Consider the following 19,806-nt stretch of genomic DNA (forward strand, 5'->3'; position numbering starts at 1 on the left):
GGTTCTAAGCATCCCCGCAAAAGGGATACCGAACCACGTCCCATTCACCTCACCGCTTGTAGAAGCGGGAGTACTCTTGGACGAATTTGGATAGATTCTACCTATCAACCTTCAATTGTTACCTCATTTTTATATAATTGATCAAGTCTTTTATCTCCAAGATTCCTTTATCTTCTATCCCAAGTGATTTGCTTAGACGGCTTATATGAGGAGGTTTTACACCAGCTTCAGTTAAAACTTCGTTCGACCAGAATATCTCTTTGGTCCCGCCATCGGCGATCTTATTGCTATGAGCCATGACGATTGTACGATCGAAGTTACTTGCAGCAAATTCCATATCATGGGTAATGGTGATCACTGTCTTAGTACGCTTGGTTAACTCAGCGATTGTACTAGCTAAGCATGTTAATCCTTTCATATCTTGACCCGCCGTGGGTTCGTCCAAAATGATTACATCAGGATTCATCGCAATGACGGATGCAACAGTAACGAATTTACGAATGGACAGCGGAAGATCATAAGGATTTTCTTTTAGAAAATCGTGAATTTCAACCAATTTAGTAGCCTCATGCACATTATGGTGAATCTCTTCTTCTGTCTGACCTAAGTTTTTTGGTCCAAAAGCTACTTCATCAAATACAGTATTGTGGAAAATTTGATCATCAGGATTTTGAAACACATAGCCTACTTTGCGTGAAATCTGGGCGGTGGTATATTCTTTGGTATTCCAACCGTCGATGGTCACATCGCCTGATGTTGGTTTATTTAATCCATTCATTAATTTGGCCAATGTTGTTTTTCCGGCTCCATTTTGACCGATTATGGCCACGCGTTCACCACGATCTATCTGTATGGAGATATTGTTCAGTGCTTTCCAGCCATTGGGATAAGTGAATGAAAGATCCTTAATCTCTAAGAAGTTAGACATAGATTTGACCCTCCTGGGCAAACCATTTTGTTAGTTCTTCTTTTGCTTGTTTTTCGGTTACTGGGATGCGGTCTAGATTGACTCCATGTTTTCTTAGCTCCAGCCCTAACATAGCATATTGTGGAAGCAGTGTATTGTGCTCCAACACTTTCTCATTGGTTAAGATTTCTTCATTATTTCCGTTGAGAATCACCTTACCATCGTCGATCAATATGATGTGATCTGCATATTCAGCGATTAACTCCATTTTGTGTTCCACTAGGATGATGGTTTTTTGTTTCTCTTTCATTAACCTGATGATCTCAAATACTTCTTCTGTTCCTTCCGGGTCCAATTGAGAAGTTGGCTCGTCAATTACTAAGATATCCGGCTCCATTACGATAATGGAAGCAAGGGCAACCCGTTGTAATTGGCCCCCTGAGAGCTCAAAGGGATTACGATCTTGTAGATGAGTAATTTTGGTAAGTTTCATCACTTCATCGACTCGTTTTTCAGCAACCACTGTGTCGATTCCGAGATTTTCTAATCCAAATCGGATCTCCTCAAAAACTGTTTCTGATACCCCACTTATTTGAGAAAAGGGGTTCTGAAAGACAAATCCAACTTGCAGTGATAATTCACCAACAGTTTGATCTTTGATGCTTTTCCCATTGATTCGTACATCGCCATGAAGTTCACCTTTATAAAAATGAGGGATAAACCCGCGAATTGCATTACAAAGCGTGGTCTTCCCAGAACCATTTGGGCCAATGATCGCACAAAATTCTCCTTTTTTTATCTGAAAACTCACATCTTGAAGCACCGGTTTTTCACCTGTAGGGTATTGATAGGTGACTTGTTGAATTTCGATTAGATAATCCATAGGACGACCCTCCAAATCATAAACAGAATTAACAAACTGATAAAGAGGATGCGCAACCATTTATCTGTCGGTGTTTCTTTCACCACATGTGCTCTCACTTTTTTGACTGGTGCAGAAAACGCACGAGCTTCGAGCGTGATTGCTCGTTCTTCTGTCCCGACAATTGAGCTTAATATTAATGGACCTAATGAAGGGATGAATGCTTTTGCTCTTGATAATAAATTTCCTTCTGTCTCTACCCCTCGAGATCGTTGAGCATCCATGATCTGTCTCGATCGTTTTTCCATTTGTGGGATTATTTGTAAGGTTGAAAGGATCACATAGGCAAACGCTGGGGAAAGCCCCACCTGCTCAAGCGAACTAACCAAATCTTTCACATGAGTCGTTTTAAAGAATAGTAGAATGCTACCACCAATGACCAGTATTTTAGATGATAGGGAGAGGGCATACATTAACCCTTCTTGTTTGATGGATATAAACTTCCATTGCCATACAATCTCATGACCAGGATAGAAAAGCGCTTGCAATATAAACATGAAGATGATGATAATAAACAAGGTTTTTAAAAGCATGATCAAGTAATCTTTAAGGATTCTATAAAAACCGGCAATGAAACATAGCACAATAAAGCATCCCAACGCATAAGGATAGTCAGCAAAAAAAACGGAAATCGATAAGCAAATTGCAAAGGTGATCTTTGTTAAAGGGTTTAATTTGAGAATGTTATCACCAGCCATTTCATCATCTCCTACACATGCTAAGCTCGCTTTTTCGTGAAATGAGTTCCCAAACTAAACTTAGATAAATATCGTATTGAGATACTTTTGATAATAAAGAAACAAAATGCGATGGAAATGATCTTATCTGCAAGATCAGTAATAATCGATGTGGTAATGACTGATTTGAGAAGGCTTTGGCCTGCTGCTAAGAAAACGCCTGTGATCAATGTACTTCCTGAGCCCGTCACTCCGCCAAACATAAAGGCGGTAATTGGAGAAGAGATAATTGCAGCTGTTAGACCAAGAATAATACCAGAAATAATCATCTTCCCAATACTATTAAACATCTTTGCACGAGATAAGTAACCTGCGACAAGACCCACCGCAATCGATACCATTGCATAGGGGATAAATACTGGATCAAAGATCCCATTGATCAGATTGCTTAGTAATCCAGTTAATGCCCCTACCCAAGGACCTGCTAGAATCGCAATGAGTAGTGTTCCAATCGTGTCCACATAGATCGGTAATTTCAAGGCTGCCGCAATTTGTCCACCGAGAATATTAATAGCGATTGCAATCGGAATCAACATCATGGCCATTAGAGTAAAATCCGCTTTAATGCTATATTTATTACCTTCCATGTTAGATGCCTCCTAATTTCCTAGAAATCTTTTGTATGTGTCATATTCATCCTTATGATCTGAAAAAAGAGTTAGAAAGATAAAGTCGCGGAAACGTTCTGAATCTACTGTGATGCCAACATGGCTATTTTTTCGCTTCTCTTCCCACGCATTGATTACATCGGCTACACTTTGCCCACGGGTAAGACCGTCTGTAGCAATCTCTACATTACAATAAACAGTCTCTACTAAACTCGGATCAGCAGCCACAGCAACAGCTAAAGAATCATGAGGTACACAGCCCATGAGTTGATCAAACTCCCAATAAGCATTGATACAAGTAGTATGAATTTGAGCTAAAAATTCACCTAACTCACTGTCAACCAGTCGCATAAAGTGAAAATCATTCGGTGTTAAGACCGTTTGATGCGTAGCATTAAGTCCTAACATGGTGATCGGAAGATCAAAGTTAAAGACGATCTTTGCTGCTTCAGGGTCTACCCAATAGTTGAACTCTGCGACTGGTGTGATATTGCCAACCCCTACACCTCCTCCCATAGAGATGATTTCTTTGTAGTTACTCATTGCTTCAGGATCTTTTTGAATGGCGACTGCTATATTGGTCAGTGGTCCTAAAGTGATGAGTGTAATCTCACCTTCAGATGCTCTTCCTGTTTGGATCAAATAGTCTGTGGCGGAAATGGGTTCTACATTTTGCTTGCTTTTTGGAACAGTGATACCACCTAAGCCATTTTGACCATGTACATCACCAGAAGAATAGAGTGGTTTTTTCAAAGGTTTTTTCATTCCACGGTATACAGGAATAGAACTTCCTGCTTTCTCAACAATTTTAAGTGCATTTTCCGTTGTTAGATCTATACCGACATTCCCATTAACAGTTGTAATTCCGAGTACATCGAGTTCTTTTGAGAAGATCGCCAATAGAATTGCTAATGCATCATCAACTCCTGGATCACAATCGATCACAACTTTTTTTGGCATTATTTACGTCCTCCTTCAGCCCAATGATGTTTATGAATCCCGATCTCCAGTTGTTTTTGAAAATCAGGGAAGAGTCGGTGTAAAAACAATTGAAAAAATGCTTTTGGGTTTACTTGCATACAAACTTGTGTATTGCATTTTCCGTGGTTTCTTTTTCCGTAAAAATCAACGACAGATTGACCGATCGCGATTCCATCTGTCTCAATATCAACAAATGCAGGTACAGTTTGGACAAGGTCAGGATCAATTAAGACGCCAACAGCTAAAGGATCGTTAATGACACAACCAATCGTTCTTTCTTGTTTCCAATGAAAATCTACATAAAATTGAGTAATATCGTAGATATAGTTAGAAAGTGGTGTTTTTAATTGACGAACAATCTCACGAAGATGTGGTGTGAAAATAATATGGTGTGTGACATCTAACCCGACCATCATAATTTCAATTTCTGAAGCAAAAACGATTTTTGCTGCATGAGGATCAACCCAAAAGTTATACTCTGCGACAGGGCTACAATTTCCATGGAATAAAGCTGATCCTCCCATCAGAACGATTCGCTTAACTTTCCTCATTGTTTCTGGATCTTTTTGGATCGCTTTTGCAATGTTTGTCAGGGGACCTAAGGCTAAAATGGTAATCTCATTTGGATGTGTAGAGATCTTACTTAAAATAAAATCAATAGCATGTTTTGATTCATAGTTCAGATTTGGTTTCGTAAAGAAGTTACCACCGATTCCATCTTCTCCATGGGTGTCAGTTGCATCAATGTAGTTTTTTTCTAGTGGTAAGGCTTCTCCTTTATATACTTTTACTTCTTTTCCAGACATTTCAACTGCTTTCAGTGCATTTATGGTGGCTTGTTCGACCTCAATATTGCCACTGACAACAGTTAACCCCTCAATCATTAATTCTGGCGAAAAAAGCGCAAAAATAATTGCTAGAGAGTCGTCGATCCCTGGATCAACATCCATAATTATCCTTTCCATTTCAATCCCCCAATCTGCTATAATTGTTAGGTGTTTAGTTGAAATTGTTGAACTTCTTCCAGATAAGGCATTCCAGTCTGTGCGCCTAATTTCGTCACCTTCAGTGCTGACACCTTAATTGCCATAGAAATTGCCTCTTCAATAGATTTTTTTTGTGCAATGGAGTAAGCGAATGCTGCATTAAATGAATCGCCAGCCCCTGTTGTGTCCACAACGGGAACCGAATAACCCTTGAATTGAACAAGTGTACGATCTTGCTTCATCCATGCGGCTCCAGCTTTACCAAGTGTCGTAATCACATTTTTGGGACCGCGATCCAGTAAGGCTGACATGGCTTGCTCTAAGTCCGTAATTCCAGTGAGATGAGTAAGTTCGTGCTGATTAGGCGTAATATAGTCAACCATTGATAAGAGTTGGTCTGAAAGCTCTGTTGCTGGTGCGGGATTGAGGATAACGGGTTTCTGTTGTTCATGTGCCAGTTGAATAGCTCTATGAACCGTAGGGATAGGGATTTCTAATTGCAATAAAACAATATCCGCTTGTCTCATCAACTCTTGATGACGTTCGACATCTTCCGTTAAACAGAAATTATTTGCTCCTGGTACAACAATAATACGGTTATCCTCTTCCGTTAAAATGATTGAAGCGATTCCAGAGTGAACATCATCGATCATGTTTATGCCGCGTATATCAACTTTCTCAGCTTGTAAGGAGTTACTGAGGCTTTTTCCAAATTCATCAACTCCCAAAGACCCTATCATGATCGTTTTGGCTCCTAATCGTGCAGCAGCGACTGCTTGATTGGCTCCTTTTCCACCAGGAATAAAGTGAATATTTTTACCAATAATCGTTTCTCCTGAAGTCGGTGAACGAGTTGCCTTCACGACAATATCCATATTCAGACTTCCAATCACCATGATTATTGGATGGGTCTCTTGGTCCATTTACTGACTCCTCCTTCACCATCAATCTTTCTTCATTCATTACTGAATAGAGTAGTAGGGGATGATGTGAAACCGCTTTCATATCATTTAGAGGTAATCTTTCCCATTAGGGTTTGGATCGTATGAAGTCTCACTACAAATCATTTTGTGTTAGTAGTTCATTATGGTGATGACGAGATGTAAACGCTTACAATCAATTCGACAAAGGTTTCTTATTTATATTTAGCATTATTCTATTTCTGTATAGGATATTTGTCAATACCTACTCCCATTTGAATATGATGAAAACATGGATTAGGTAGCTGAATTGGGTCAGAATGTTTATTAGATAGTTAGATATAGAAACATTAATGGTATAATTTCCTTAACTGTAATAAAATCTCCGAAAAGAGGTACAATTCTTATCGGACTCAAGGTACATACCTTGAGGCAACCGCTCTAGCAGGATAGAGAGGAGGACCTTGGGTACTAAGAAAAAGAAAGGGATCACAATGATTATCCCTCTCTTGGCAGAAGAGGGGGATGAATTAAAGTCGCTAGCAGACTACATTGTGGGGTTCGACGCGGCGATCGATTCTGATTTCCCGTTTCCTGTGCAAGTCGTCGTCGTTGATCAAAGCGATGACAGTGCGGCTAATTATCTAGACAATCGTCTTAGCGGTACAACAAGAGTTTTGCATTACCGCCCAACGGAAGAAGAGCGGAAAAGGGGGAAAAACGGCAAGCTAAACAACGTTGTCGCAGGGCTCGCACTCGCCAAATACGACCGCATTTTGTTGGTCGATGATCACTACCGAGTGTCACCAGAAACACTAAAGGAACTATACCCGTACTACGACAAGTACGATGGTGGGTTTCAGATGTTGCCCAGATTCGACACCTACCCCCTCGGTGTACTCGTCGACATGGCAGGAGCCTTTGTCACATGTCTCTTGTCCGGAATACAGTTTTTCGGACATAATGCCTTCTGGAAGAACGCTGTCGACATTGACACGTTTCCCAAAGATGTGCTTTTCGATGACTTCGCCATATTTAGGCACATTAAGCGAAGAGGCAGGGCTGTCGGTTTCGTTAGGAGGATCGCCCTAGAATGTACGCAGTCTTCTGATCATAAGTTTCTGCAACAGCGGGTACGGTACGCTTACGAGAACCTCTTCGGAGGCTGGAAGTTGCAGGTATCCCTATTGCTTTGCAATTGGATGGTTATTCTCCCAGTTCTCCAGGTGATCCAAAACATTCTCGCACCGTTCCAGGACACCATAACAACGATCAGCAAAGCACTTTCGCCACCACTAGTACCATTGAGCTTGATGACTCTGGTCTGTCTTGTACTCGCAGCGCCGACATTGGTAAAAAGGAAAAGAGCCGACGTACAGGGCGACATGAGAGGGACGGTGACGTTCGAAAATAAAAAGAACAAACATTTGGTCATCAGCTTTGAAGTCGCAGGGTTTGTGTTGCAAGTTATCTTGGCAACATGGTTTATTCTCACACCTGCTTCTTCACTGTTAGACCAAATGAACGAGGTAGTTCCTCGAGCTGTTTTCGAGATATTAGAGATGATCGTAACACACTCTCCGATCATCGTGATTACGCTGTCTCTCCTGCTCGGACTGATCGGGCAAATGGTGTACGGGAGGAAAATCGTACCCCCATACACCTTCATCTTCTCCCCAGTGTGGCTCTGGTCGTTGACGATTGCCACGCTAATTGCGATCGTACTACAGCTTAGGGGAGGAGTAAGGTACGGGGAGGAGAAAATTCAGAGACCCTACTAATGAAGCACGCCCCAAAGAGGGCGTGCTTCATAGTGTCGACAGATTAAAATCGGGAAATTTCAATAGATTCCATTTTAAATATTGAATTTCGAATATTGCTATCGTAGAATAATAAATATATACCAACCGGTCAGTATCTTTTGTTGGTATTCGAATACACTTCAAAATAGGTATCAATACATTGGGAGAGATTTGAGATGAAGAAAAAAGTTGTTTCATTGTTATGTTTTGCCTTTGCGTTTCTGATGTTTGGATCTTTTGCTGCTTATGCCGCAACTGCATCTGTCAATTTGCCAGCAAATGTTCATCATCGTGAATCTAAATTAATCTCTGTGAAAGAAGGGAAATTGCATATAACAGTCAATTCTACCAACCTCAAAAAAGTAGAATACAATGTGTATCGTTATGTTCCCAATGGAACTGATCAATTTATTACAGGCGGAACCACAACCAAAAAAGCTATATGCAAGAAGTGTGACTACTGGACGTTACTATATCACCTTAACTTGCAAAGTAGGGAAAGGTTACGGTTGTGAGGCAAATGGTAACATCTCGCAATAATTCAGTTCTTACAAAATGACGTATTAAATAACAACTAACTCGATGAAGAAAGCATTTCTGAAAACAATTCAGAAATGCTTTTATTTAATGATATCTCTTATGCAGTCATGTAAGCAATTACGAAGAAAAACAACTGGAGAATGCAGTTTTGTTTAAGATGATTCATTTCTGTGCGAGCGAGGAATCTTTAGCTTCAGCTATGGGGATGAGAGCGAGCGGTCAGGCAAGAGGGATGTTTTTTTATCATATTGAGACAAAAGTTTCCCAAAAAATTAGGTTGGATTCGTTTAGCAAAGTCGCGTGAAGTGTAAGGACGGATTTTGTCAGCCACCATTTGACGTAACTAAGCATTGCAAGTAAGAAATCTCAATAGTGTTAGAAGTAATTATCCGAAAACAGATGGTAAATAGTATATTCTATATAGTTATTATATACAAAAATAGATTAGAATAATCTATAAGTTAAATGAAATGAGGTGACTTTCATGTTAAATCGGAAAATTCCTCAGGTCTTTAGTCAACATCGAATTCTCAAAAAATCATGGGAAGCTACAAAGTATGGTTTAGCAGGTATTCTTTCACCTATTACCTTAGCGGTCTTGATGAAACCAAAACGTCTTCCTATGTTACGCAGTCTTATTGATTCATCAGATCTTAGGACTTCATTTAAAGAGCATGAGTTGGAAGTGGATAATGGACGTGAAAATACCTTTATGCCAACGATTCGAGGATATGAGGCATTACCGAAAGGATTATTTGGATTCAGCAAATATATTCCATACGTAAGCATACATGGTTTACGATCTAATCGTACTGGAGCGAGAGCATCTGAGCCTCTATATCGATCCTTGCATGATTTGGGGTATGGCATTCATGCTTATGATAGTCCAGGCACAGGCAGGTCTGGTGGTCATATTACGACCCCTCGTCGAACTGCTCGAGCGATTGAATCGATCATTGCTGATATTAAAGTAAAAAGAAGAGATAATCTAGATCCAGTCTATGAAAATGCTCCTGTACTTCATGCTAGTTCGATAGGAGCTTTAGCCGCGATTGATGTAGCTGCAAATCAACCTCAAGATGTCGGAGTGTTAATTCTTGAATCACCGATTTTAGATGGAGGACAGCTTCCACCTAATCAGTATATTATGAAATCTGCTTTAGCAGTGGGTAATAAATTGGGGATGGACACCTCTCTTTTTAATAGCAAACAGTATATTTCGAAATTAGACGATGTTCCGATTATGATCATCGTAACAAAAGGTGATCCGATTGCGAAGCCAGAACAAAGTCGTGAATTTTATGATGCAGTTGTGCAACATCGAAAAATGAATGGTATTACAACTCCATGTACTTTGGTCGAGGTAGAAAATGAACAACATATGGGAGCAGTATTAAAATCTCCGCAGTTTTACATTGATATGATTGATCGTTTTTGTAGGCAAAATATTAAAAAATTGGAATACCATGAATATCTGCAGGGGAGTCTTGAAACACCAAAAGGTTTTAGCATTGAAAATTATAAGCCAGAACCATTTGAAGGGCATAATTCAATACAGCCTAAATCTGAAATAGATGAAGGTAGGCAAATTGGGTAGTTATCATAAATAAATTGAGACCAAATAAGATCATCACGAATTGATGTTTCTAATAAGATGCTCATGGTGATATACGTCTAAAATTTGATGTAATATGCACCTTCATATACCCATTACGTAACATAAAAAAATAATGAAACGAAAGGAGTGTTCGTAATGGGTAAAACCTCTTCGCAAATAATGGATTTTCAATATGATGATCCTTACTTTATGAATGCTTACCAATATTATGACCCAGCTTACATGAATCAATTTTTTGGTCGTTTTCCATTTTCTCCATTCTTTTTCACGCCCTTTCCTTTTGCTCCTTTTCGCCATTTTCCATTTAGAGAGCATCGCAGAGAACATCGAGAACATCGCAGAGAACATCGAGAACACCGCAGAGAACATCGAGAACACCGCAGAGAACATCGAGAACACCGCAGAGAGCATCGCAGATTTTGAGAGTCTCCAAGATTTAGAAGACCACGTTAGGTGGAATGATAGTCTCCCAAAAATGACTACTCCCCTATGTGTAGCGTAGGGGATTTTTCCATGTGCTGATCTTGGAGTATGCGGATAACGCTGTTAATTAGTTATTTATAAAATGAATGTTTTTATTGACAAACAAATAGTTGCGACTTACTATAAACTAAGTAAACAGGTAAGAATTATATATTTTATTTAAGTTTAATCACATCAAAATTATAGGAAGAGGGGTTCCCATGAAGAAAAAAAATACTTATATCATTACACTCAGTGCATTAGCGATTGCTCTTAACGTCATTGCTGGTACGGTTGTAGGGAGTTTGAAAATTCCATTTCTTTTTCTCGATGCTGTAGGCACAATTTTTATTGCAGCTATTTATGGTCCATATTGGGGGCTTTCTGTTGGCATATTAACCAACCTCGTTTTAGGAGTTACTTCTTCGTACACATCTATACCTTTTGCCATTGTCAATGGTGTGATCGGACTTATTGTTGGTTTTATAGCTCGTAAGAATGGATTTAATATATCGGCTGCGATTATCAGTGGAATTGTGATCGGAATTGTGAGTCCTATTATTGGAACGGTTATTGCAGTCTTCGTTTTTGGAGGATTAACTGGAGGTATTCAGGATGTTGCTGTTTTGTGGTTGAAACAATCAGGTACAAGCTTGTTTACAGCAGCATTTTTACCCAGGTTAATTGAAAATTTAATAGATAAGGTTTTATCAAGTTTGCTTGTCTATTATGTACTAAAACAGATTCCCGTTTCTCTACTTGGTATATCAACCAAAAATCGAGGTGAACGACATGCAGCGTAGTCAAAAAATCATTGTAACTTCGCATTGTATTTTGAATCAAAATGCTGTTGTTCGTAGTCTAGCAAGAAGTACAGGAATCATGAAATCGGCAGTTGATTGGTGCCATGAACAGGGTTATGGAATTGTTCAGCTTCCTTGTCCTGAGTTCACCTTTCTAGGCCCTGAAAGACCACCTATGTCTAAAGAAGAATATGACACAACGGAGTTTAGGCAACATTGTCGGAAAATCTTACTGCCAGTGATCGAACAATTAAAAATCTACCAAAGACATGGCTATGAACTGGTAGGTGGAATCTCGATCGCAGATAGTCCGTCTTGCGACTCGGGGAACGGAGTTTTTATGGATGAATTTCGTTCACTTGTGATCGAACATCAAATTGAGCTTAATCATTTTTGGCAAATTCCAAATTCAGAAGATGGATATTTTGATCCAAATGATGAAAAGAGCATATATGGGAGTATCAAGGAATGATTGAACTTGACAATGTTTCTTATCGTTATCTAGGGGGAGATAGCCAAACTTGGGCGCTGCACGATATCAATTTGCAACTCGCTTCAACACAATTTGTTGCGTTTCTAGGTCAAAACGGATCAGGGAAATCGACGTTATCCCGTCTTTTAAATGGTTTAGAACTACCTAGCAATGGTAGCGTATCTATCGATGGGCTATCAACAGATCAATCTGATCAATTAACTCAGATTCGTCGATCTGTTCAAGTTGTTTTTCAAAATCCTGATACTCAACAAGTTGGACTAACCTTAGCAGAAGATATTGCCTTTGGTTTATCAAATATTGGGTATCCTCAATCGAAAATGATGAACCGAGTGAAATGGGCATTGGGCTTAGTTGGCTTGCAGCATGCTTCAGATTACTTTGTCCATGAACTTTCAGGAGGAGAGAAACAAAAACTCGCTCTTGCTGCAGTTCTAGCTTTATCACCCACATATTTAGTTTTAGATGAAGCAACTTCTATGCTTGATCCTATGGCTCGAAGAGAATTTTTACACATGCTTCATCAAATACGTCATAAGCAACCGTTTGCGTTACTATATATTACACATCATCTTGACGAGGTACTTCATGCTGATCGATGGATTTTTTTGCATCATGGAAAGATAGTAGCAGATGGTCATCCAAATGACTTGTTACAGAATGAAGATTTATTTATACGATGCGGGTTAGAAATTCCTTATCGCATCCGTTTGATTCATCAGCTTCATAAGCAAGGGATGGATATTCCTTGGGCAACAAGTATAGATCAACTGGTGGAGTGGTTATGAAAATTGAGCTTCGAAATCTTGCCTTCTCTTATTTAAAGGAAAAAAAACGAGAACCTATTTATCTATTTGAACAATTAAATTGTACGATTGAATCTGGAGATTTTTTGGCACTTGCTGGAAAGTCAGGATCTGGAAAAACAACTTTACTCCATTGTCTCAAAGGCTTTTATACTCCTACGAAGGGTGAGGTTTTAATTGATGGAAAGAATCCTTTTTTAAAGAAGAATGTATCGTTGTTTGATTCGATTGGTTATGTCTTTCAGTATCCAGAGCATCAACTATTTGCTCGAACAGTCTATGAGGATATTGCCTTTGCGCTACAACAATTAAAAAAGTCTGAACAGGAAATTGAAAAACAAGTAAAGTGGGCGATGGAAAGAGTGAATCTGCCCTTTGCAATATATAAAGACCGTAGTCCATTTGAGCTTAGTGGTGGGGAAAAAAGAAGGGTTGCCATTGCAGGTGTAATTGTCCAAAAACCAACAATCTTAATTTTGGATGAGCCAACAGCAGGTTTGGATTTACATGCTAGAAGTTCATTATTTTCATTACTACATGAATTAAATCAAATGTTAGGAATTACGATTATTTGGGTGAGTCACCACCCTGAAGAGATCATAAAGGAGGCTTCAAGATTATTATTATTACACAATGGTAAATTAATGGCGGATGGCAATCCTACCAAATTACTTGCTACACCTTCGATTCTTCAGAAGATGAATTGGGATGAGCCAGATGTTTTAAAAATACAAACAGCATTCGAGAGAAAAGGATGGATGCTAAATAGTCTTTGGGATATTACCCAAGTAGCTTCATATTGGCAGAAGGTTAACAGCAGATAAATGGAGGAACAATTTGTGGGTAGTCAATTCATTTTTTTTAAACAAAAAAATTCATGGTTGGAGCAATGGGACCCACGAATGAAAATCGTGGTCATTTTTTTATATGCAATCAGCCTATTTGTTCATCAAAATACGCTATTTAAAGCGATACAAATTGTTTTACTCATTTGTTTATGGGCGGTTGCTAAATTATCTTGGAGAATGTTAGGTTGGACTTTGCTATCTCTATCGTTATTTTTTGTAACCACGATGGTTTACCATATGCTTTTTTCAGCAGGGTCGCAAACTTTGCAGATTTTTGGTTTTCATCTTTCCAAAGTGGGGATTTTTTCGGGTATATCCATGTGTTTACAAATTGCTGGTATTGTCCTGTTGCTTTCATTATTAGTCAGGACGACTTCACCTATCATCTTGGCAGAAGGGTTAGAGCGATTGCTTTCTCCATTTCAAAAGTGGAAATTTCCTATTCATGAGGCAACCATGATGTTTTCAATTGCTTTACGTTTTATTCCCATTTTGACAGAGGAGTTTGAGAAAGTAAGAAAAGCACAAATCGCTCGTGGAAATGGTTTTCATCGTGGTAAAATACGAGCGCGCATTACTGGTCTTTTTCCTATACTAATGCCTATGTTCATCCTATCTATACTTCGTGCAAAAGAATTGGCGGCTTCTATGGAGTCACGGTGCTATGATAGCAACGAAAAGAGGACGCCGATCCGACAGTATCGTTTAAAGTTGCAAGATTATATAATCTTTATTTGCTCGGTTGTGTTAGTTATCATTTCAGTGATCCAAAAATCATAAATATTAAATTTGGACAATTTCAGATTCAAAGGCGAACAAACATACTGTTTTTCGCCTTTGTTTTTTGTTATACTAATTTTCGCAACTGACATGAAAGTTGGATTGCACAGTGAAGTGAGATTTGGCTCAATTTTACAAGGGGGGTTCATTTGTGAGTATTCATACATATAATTCTGATTCCATTCAATCATTGGGGATTTTAGGTGGTGTTCGGGCAAAGCCAGCATCGATTGGGCTTGAGAATCACAATCATACGTTTATTGAGATTTTGGCTAATGCAATAGATGAACATCGAGAAGGTTATGGGAATGAAATTATCATTACTAAGTGGTTGGATCGATCGATCTCTGTGCAAGATTATGGTCGCTCGGTACCAATGGATAAAAATTCGGAGGGAGAGTACGCCTATAAAAAGGTGTTCGATGAGCTGTGGTCGGGTGGTAAGTACAATAACAATGAATCGGATGGACAATATCAGTTTTCTTTAGGAACTAATGGTGTTGGCGCTACTGGGACGAACTATACAAGCGACTTTTTTGAATGTAAAGCAATTAATTCTAATGGTTATGTGTATTCCATTCGTTATGAAAAAGGTATACAAGTAGGCGAGCTTGTAAAAAAGAGGCATCATCTTGACTATCATGGGACGATTATTCACTGGTTGCCTTCTACAGAAGTGTTCCGGGGCGAGCAAGAGATCGAAACCGATTTCATTAAGGAAACATTAAAAAATCAAGCGATTGTGAATCAAGGACTCAAGTTTACCTTTATTAATCAAATCAGCAATGAAGAAGAGATCTATTATTATGAAAAGGGAGTGATTGACTATATCGAGGAAGTGAGCAGGGGCAATCATTTTACTGAGATTATGCAATTGAAGGCAGAAACGAAAGGTAAGGAAAAAAATGAAGAGACCCCTTTCAAGTTTAAAGCCGAAATCAGTTTTGTTTTTAATCGTGAAATTCAATATATGAAATACTTTCATAACTCTTCTTTATTAGAGCACGGAGGTACGCCAGAAACATATATCAAACAAGGTTTTACCAAAGCGATTGACCATTTATTAAAAGATCGATATACAAAAGGAGAAAAACGAGTTACTTTTGAGGACGTGCGCGATAGTCTCATTGTGATCAGTAACTCTTATTCTACGATCTCTCTTTATACTGATCAAACAAAGAAGAAGATGGAGTCCAAATTCGTTCAAGAATATATGACCCAATTTCTCCGTGAAAAGCTGGAAGTTTATTTTGTAGAAAACCCACTTGAGGCCCAGAAGATTGCTGAACAGATTTTAATCAATAAGCGAAGCCGTGAAAAAGCGGAAAGAACAAGGTTAGATGTAAAACGGAAATTACAATCATCAGTCAATAATATTACCAATCGTATCGATGGTTTTATTAATTGTAAGTCAAAGGATAATAGCCAAACCGAATTATATATTGTTGAAGGAAAATCGGCTTTGGGATCAACCAAACAAGGAAGGAATGCTGAATTCCAAGCAATCTATGCACTTAGAGGAAAGATTCTCAATTGCTTAAAGGCAGATTACGATAAAATTTTTAAAAATGATATAATTGTTGACCTAATAAAATTGCTTGGTTGTGGAATTGAAATCAAATCCAAATACAATAAAGATCTACATACGTTTGATTTGGATAAACTACGCTGGTCAAAGGTAATTATTACCACGGATGCAGACATTGATGGATTTCATATACGAACTTTATTGCTCACAGTTCTATATCGACTTGTCCCAAGCTTGATCGAGTCCGGAAAGATATATATTGCCGAATCGCCGCTTTATGAGATCACACAGAAAGATCAAACGTTTTTTGCATATACAGATAAGGAAAAAGAGGCAATTGTTAAAAATAGCAAAGGAAAAGTAACGATTCAACGATCTAAAGGTTTGGGTGAAAATACTGCAGAGATGATGTGGGAAACAACGATGAATCCAGAAACTCGAAAATTGGTTCAGATAGTAAAAGAAGATGTAGAAAGAACGCAGCATTACTTTGAATTATTTCTAGGTGACGATTTGCAAGGCAGAAAACAATATATTGAAGAGAATCTCCATGCCTATATTGAAGCAGGTCTGGAATCATAGGGGGAATAGTAATGATTCTGCAAAATATAACAGACAGTTTAAAAGAAAATTATATGCCGTATACGGCTCATGTCATCATGCATAGAGCCCTTCCAGAAATCGATGGCTTAAAACCGAGTCAAAGACGGATCTTGTATACGATGTATCAAATGGGGCTACTGAAAGGCACTCGCAAAAAATCTCAAGGGGTCGTTGGACAGACTATGTTTTTACATCCTCATGGGGATATGGCGATATATGAAACACTAGTTAGGTTAACTCGCGATAATGAATCGCTTCTCATTCCGTATGTGGATTCAAAGGGGAATTTTGGTAAGCAATATTCACGTGATATGAAATATGCATCTGCCCGTTACACTGAAGTAAAACTAGCATCGATTGCTAATGAATTGTTTCAAGATATCGATAAAGAAACAGTTGATCTGATCGAAAATTATGATGGCACATTGCTAGAACCAAGGTTATTACCTGTTTCGTTTCCCTCTATTCTTGTTAATACCTCCAGTGGTACTGCTGTGGGAATGGCAAGTAGTATTGCTCCGTTTAATCTCAATGAGATTATCGATTACACGATTGCCAAGATTAAGAAATCTGATGCAGAAGTGCATGCGTATATACAAGCACCAGATTTGCCTACTGGCGGTGCAATTATTTATCAAAAACGAGAAATGAATCAAATCTTTCAGACTGGAAAAGGTTCTTTTAAAATACGATCCACCTATCATATAGAAGGTAATTCGATTGTGTTTAAGGATATTCCTTATACGACAACATTTGAAGCGATTATTGAGAGGATCAGCCAACTCGTGAAAGATGGAAAACTAAGAGATATTGTTGACATCAATGATATCTATGGGATTAACAGTAAGGGAATTGAGATAACAGTTAAGAACAGCACAAATAAAGAGTTATTGATTGAAAAGTTGTTTAAAATGACTCCTTTACAAGATACCTTTGCTTGCAACTTTAATCTTATTGTAAATGGTAAACCACAAACTCTTGGTATACCGCAGATCATTGAGGAATGGATTGATTTTCGTTCTAATGCCATTCGGCGAGGTGCACAGTTTGAGAAAAGAAAAAAGGAACAAAAAAAGCATCTGTTACTTGCTTTAAAACAAGTGTTGCTCGATATTGATAAAGCTGTAGCGATCATTCGAGAAACAAATAAAAATAGTGAAGTGATCCAGAATTTGATGCAAGCATTTCAGATTGATGAACAACAAGCCGAATATGTAGCCGAGATTAAGCTTCGTCATTTGAATAAAGAATATATCTTGTCTCGTTTAGAGAAGATCCAAACTTTGGAATTGGAAATTGCCGAATTAAGCGAGATTTTAACCAATAAAAAGAAATGTGATCTGAAAATCATTGCCCAACTGAAACAAGTCAAGAGAATTCATGGTCAGGAACGTCGATCATCAATAATCTCATCAGATGACCTACCTACTGTTCCTACTGAACAGATGAAGATTGATAATTATAATGTCCGCTTATTCCTAACAAATCAGGGATATGTGAAGAAGATTCCACTTACATCTCTTAGGGGAGGTAACCCTGTAAAGGTAAAAGAGGGAGATAAGATTATACGTGAGGTAAATACAACCAATAATTCAGATATTCTTATTTTCACTGATCAATTTAATTGTTACAAGTATAAAACGTATGAACTGGATGATCATAAACTTTCGGGTCTAGGTGAATATTTACCTTCTCTACTAAATCTCCAAGATGAACAGATCTTATTCGTTACAGGTACCCACGATTATTCAGGACATCTGCTCATTGGATTTGAAGATGGAAAAGTAGCAAAAATCGAGCTTGCAGCATATCGAACCAAACAGAACCGATCCATGTTAAAAAATGCTTATGCAAATAAAAAAGCACTTTTCTGGGATCACAATGACCAGGACAAGGAAATTTTAGCTGTTTCATCCATCAAAAAAGCCCTGGTTTTCCATACATCAATGATCAATCCAAAAACGAGTAAAACAACAATTGGGGTGCAAGTGATGAAGTCAAAGAAAGAGAGTGTGGTCGTGGGTTATTATGATCTAACAGATCAAGAATTTGAGGAGAAAGAATATTATCAAAACAAAGGAGCTGGAATTGGTAAATATCTGCGAAAAAATGATTTTGATTCAATTTTGGGGCAGACAAAGCTGTTTTAGTAAAATGATGAGTACTATTGGGATAGCATAAGATGCTGAAATTATTTCGCTTCTTAATTTTGTATACATACTGAAAGAAGCCCATTCATAGGACTTCTTTACGATCTTAGCTTATAGAGACAGTAGCTCAGAAATAACGAAACTAGAGAAAAGAGAACGGCAATACTCGAAAAAGCTAATAGATAAGAGTTGTACTGTGTATATTTTACGATGATGTAATAGGTATCAATGCTAAATAAGCTAGCAAAAATATTGGTTAGAAAGAGTAGACCAAAAATAGTAACTAAACCCTGAAAAGAATTTTGAATATCTGCTGTACTGAGTGCAATGTGTGATGAAATAGAGATGGCAATGATAACAAATATCCAAAAAGAGATGGATGTAACATTTTGGGTCGTAAATAAACTTTTACTTATCATAACGATGGCTTGCACGAGTGATTCGATCATTTGGATATCAAAAATATGTTTGGATGTACTACTTCTTTCAATTTGGGACTGAAATGTGGCAAATGACTGCGGAACCAGTATATACATTGCTAGGATGATTGAGGCGATTCCACTTATTATTGGACCAATGCCAATAAAAAAGTTACCGATCCGTTGATATAAACTCTTTGGATTATATTTATGCTCTACATATCCGAGTACTCCATCTGGATCATGAAGCTGAAGCAACTTGACAGAAACCACTTTATGACGCCAGATCACACACTGTATCCAGTGACCCATTTCATGAATCGGTGTTCCAATCCAAGCGGTGAGCAATGGACCTTTCCTGCCAAAAGCTGAGATCAAGTATTCTTGTTCTCGTTTCTCCAATATTCCTAGGATCAGACCAATTGCAATAAGGACGCCAACTAGGTAGACTAACTCAATCAGACTGATAAAAAAGGCATTAACAATCAATGACATAAAAGAGATTCCTTTCAAATTCACATTCGCAATCAATAAACGGAATTTTGATCTATCCAAATTCGTCCAAGAGTACTCCCGCTTCTACAAGCAGTGAGGTGAATGGGACGTGGTTCGGTATCCCTTTTGCGGGGATGCTTAGAACCACTTTTTTTGTTAGAATAGTTGTAGCTCTTTGAAAACTGAAGATATGGGGTTGTTGCTGGAAAGGGTCAGTAACGTAAAATCTTCAACCACCCAGCTTACCGAAGTTGCGAAAACCAAGCGAAAGTAGGGAGCATAGCAGAGCATACTTTGTTTTCACCGCTGGGACGGCGGGTAGAGCCTGCTAAGATAACTGGACGTTGGTCTGGTGTTCGCAGGAATCTACCACCTCTGTAGGTGGTAGTAGTTCAACC

At 38.4% G+C, this 19,806-nt stretch carries 19 protein-coding genes; 11 read left to right on the forward strand and 8 right to left on the reverse strand.

Going from position 1 to position 19,806, the window contains the following annotated elements; genetic code table 11:
- Positions 1–118 precede the first annotated feature (118 nt).
- Genes BUB71_RS17710 through rbsK form a run of 7 tightly spaced genes read right to left on the reverse strand, consistent with a single transcriptional unit; the run spans position 119 to position 6,064 of the window.
- The gene (locus BUB71_RS17710; protein ID WP_073158228.1) at positions 119–928 is read right to left on the reverse strand and encodes an energy-coupling factor ABC transporter ATP-binding protein; all 810 of its coding nucleotides are present in this window, start codon (positions 926–928) and stop codon (positions 119–121) included.
- Positions 921–1,790, reverse strand: coding sequence for an energy-coupling factor ABC transporter ATP-binding protein (locus BUB71_RS17715; protein WP_073158231.1), 870 nt, complete (start codon positions 1,788–1,790; stop codon positions 921–923). Before BUB71_RS17715 ends, BUB71_RS17710 begins: the two co-directional genes overlap by 8 nt.
- Entirely contained in the window at positions 1,778–2,527 is a 750-nt protein-coding gene (locus BUB71_RS17720; RefSeq protein ID WP_073158235.1) for an energy-coupling factor transporter transmembrane component T, read from the reverse strand. The genes BUB71_RS17715 and BUB71_RS17720 overlap by 13 nt, the downstream gene beginning before the upstream one ends.
- 20 nt (positions 2,528–2,547) lie before the next feature.
- Positions 2,548–3,153, reverse strand: coding sequence for an ECF transporter S component (locus tag BUB71_RS17725; RefSeq protein ID WP_073158238.1), 606 nt, complete (start codon positions 3,151–3,153; stop codon positions 2,548–2,550).
- Between the two features lie 12 nt (positions 3,154–3,165).
- On the reverse strand, positions 3,166–4,134 hold the full coding sequence (locus BUB71_RS17730; RefSeq protein ID WP_073158241.1) for a nucleoside hydrolase: 969 nt from the start codon (positions 4,132–4,134) through the stop codon (positions 3,166–3,168).
- Entirely contained in the window at positions 4,134–5,120 is a 987-nt protein-coding gene (locus BUB71_RS17735; RefSeq protein WP_084731795.1) for a nucleoside hydrolase, read from the reverse strand. The genes BUB71_RS17730 and BUB71_RS17735 overlap by 1 nt, the downstream gene beginning before the upstream one ends.
- Before the next feature lie 26 nt (positions 5,121–5,146).
- Positions 5,147–6,064 (reverse strand): ribokinase, encoded by a 918-nt coding sequence (gene rbsK, locus BUB71_RS17740; protein WP_073158249.1) that lies wholly within the window; start codon positions 6,062–6,064, stop codon positions 5,147–5,149.
- 461 nt (positions 6,065–6,525) lie between these two features.
- Between rbsK and BUB71_RS17745 the strand changes: the two genes are divergently transcribed.
- The 11 genes from BUB71_RS17745 to BUB71_RS17795 all read left to right on the forward strand — a co-directional run bounded on the left by BUB71_RS17745 (position 6,526) and on the right by BUB71_RS17795 (position 18,494).
- Positions 6,526–7,842, forward strand: a complete 1,317-nt coding sequence (locus BUB71_RS17745) for a glycosyltransferase family 2 protein (protein WP_073158252.1) — start codon at positions 6,526–6,528, stop codon at positions 7,840–7,842.
- 197 nt (positions 7,843–8,039) lie between these two features.
- On the forward strand, positions 8,040–8,378 hold the full coding sequence (locus BUB71_RS17750) for a hypothetical protein (protein ID WP_073158256.1): 339 nt from the start codon (positions 8,040–8,042) through the stop codon (positions 8,376–8,378).
- A 509-nt stretch (positions 8,379–8,887) separates the two neighbouring features.
- Positions 8,888–10,000: an alpha/beta hydrolase gene (locus BUB71_RS17755; protein ID WP_073158260.1), complete on the forward strand. Its 1,113-nt coding sequence runs from the start codon at positions 8,888–8,890 to the stop codon at positions 9,998–10,000.
- Positions 10,001–10,156: 156 nt separating this feature from the next.
- Positions 10,157–10,444, forward strand: a complete 288-nt coding sequence (locus tag BUB71_RS17760; RefSeq protein ID WP_073158264.1) for a hypothetical protein — start codon at positions 10,157–10,159, stop codon at positions 10,442–10,444.
- 260 nt (positions 10,445–10,704) lie between these two features.
- Positions 10,705–11,286: a CD3073 family putative ECF transporter S component gene (locus BUB71_RS17765; protein WP_073158267.1), complete on the forward strand. Its 582-nt coding sequence runs from the start codon at positions 10,705–10,707 to the stop codon at positions 11,284–11,286.
- The gene (locus tag BUB71_RS17770) at positions 11,276–11,758 is read left to right on the forward strand and encodes a CD3072 family TudS-related putative desulfidase (RefSeq protein ID WP_073158270.1); all 483 of its coding nucleotides are present in this window, start codon (positions 11,276–11,278) and stop codon (positions 11,756–11,758) included. Before BUB71_RS17765 ends, BUB71_RS17770 begins: the two co-directional genes overlap by 11 nt.
- Positions 11,755–12,567: an ATP-binding cassette domain-containing protein gene (locus tag BUB71_RS17775; protein WP_073158273.1), complete on the forward strand. Its 813-nt coding sequence runs from the start codon at positions 11,755–11,757 to the stop codon at positions 12,565–12,567. The genes BUB71_RS17770 and BUB71_RS17775 overlap by 4 nt, the downstream gene beginning before the upstream one ends.
- Complete coding sequence (locus BUB71_RS17780; RefSeq protein ID WP_073158277.1) at positions 12,564–13,409, forward strand: ATP-binding cassette domain-containing protein; 846 nt, start codon at positions 12,564–12,566, stop codon at positions 13,407–13,409. The genes BUB71_RS17775 and BUB71_RS17780 overlap by 4 nt, the downstream gene beginning before the upstream one ends.
- Positions 13,410–13,424: 15 nt before the next feature.
- Positions 13,425–14,213 (forward strand): energy-coupling factor transporter transmembrane component T family protein, encoded by a 789-nt coding sequence (locus BUB71_RS17785; RefSeq protein WP_245815723.1) that lies wholly within the window; start codon positions 13,425–13,427, stop codon positions 14,211–14,213.
- A gap of 151 nt (positions 14,214–14,364) precedes the next feature.
- Complete coding sequence (locus tag BUB71_RS17790) at positions 14,365–16,323, forward strand: toprim domain-containing protein (RefSeq protein WP_073158281.1); 1,959 nt, start codon at positions 14,365–14,367, stop codon at positions 16,321–16,323.
- A gap of 11 nt (positions 16,324–16,334) precedes the next feature.
- The gene (locus BUB71_RS17795; RefSeq protein ID WP_073158283.1) at positions 16,335–18,494 is read left to right on the forward strand and encodes a DNA gyrase/topoisomerase IV subunit A; all 2,160 of its coding nucleotides are present in this window, start codon (positions 16,335–16,337) and stop codon (positions 18,492–18,494) included.
- A 98-nt stretch (positions 18,495–18,592) separates the two neighbouring features.
- Here BUB71_RS17795 and BUB71_RS17800 read toward each other — a convergent pair whose 3' ends face one another.
- On the reverse strand, positions 18,593–19,408 hold the full coding sequence (locus tag BUB71_RS17800; RefSeq protein ID WP_073158335.1) for a hypothetical protein: 816 nt from the start codon (positions 19,406–19,408) through the stop codon (positions 18,593–18,595).
- Between the last annotated feature and the right edge of the window lie 398 nt (positions 19,409–19,806).

Origin of the sequence: Seinonella peptonophila (genome assembly GCF_900129355.1) — a bacterium.
GTDB lineage: Bacteria > Bacillota > Bacilli > Thermoactinomycetales > Thermoactinomycetaceae > Seinonella > Seinonella peptonophila.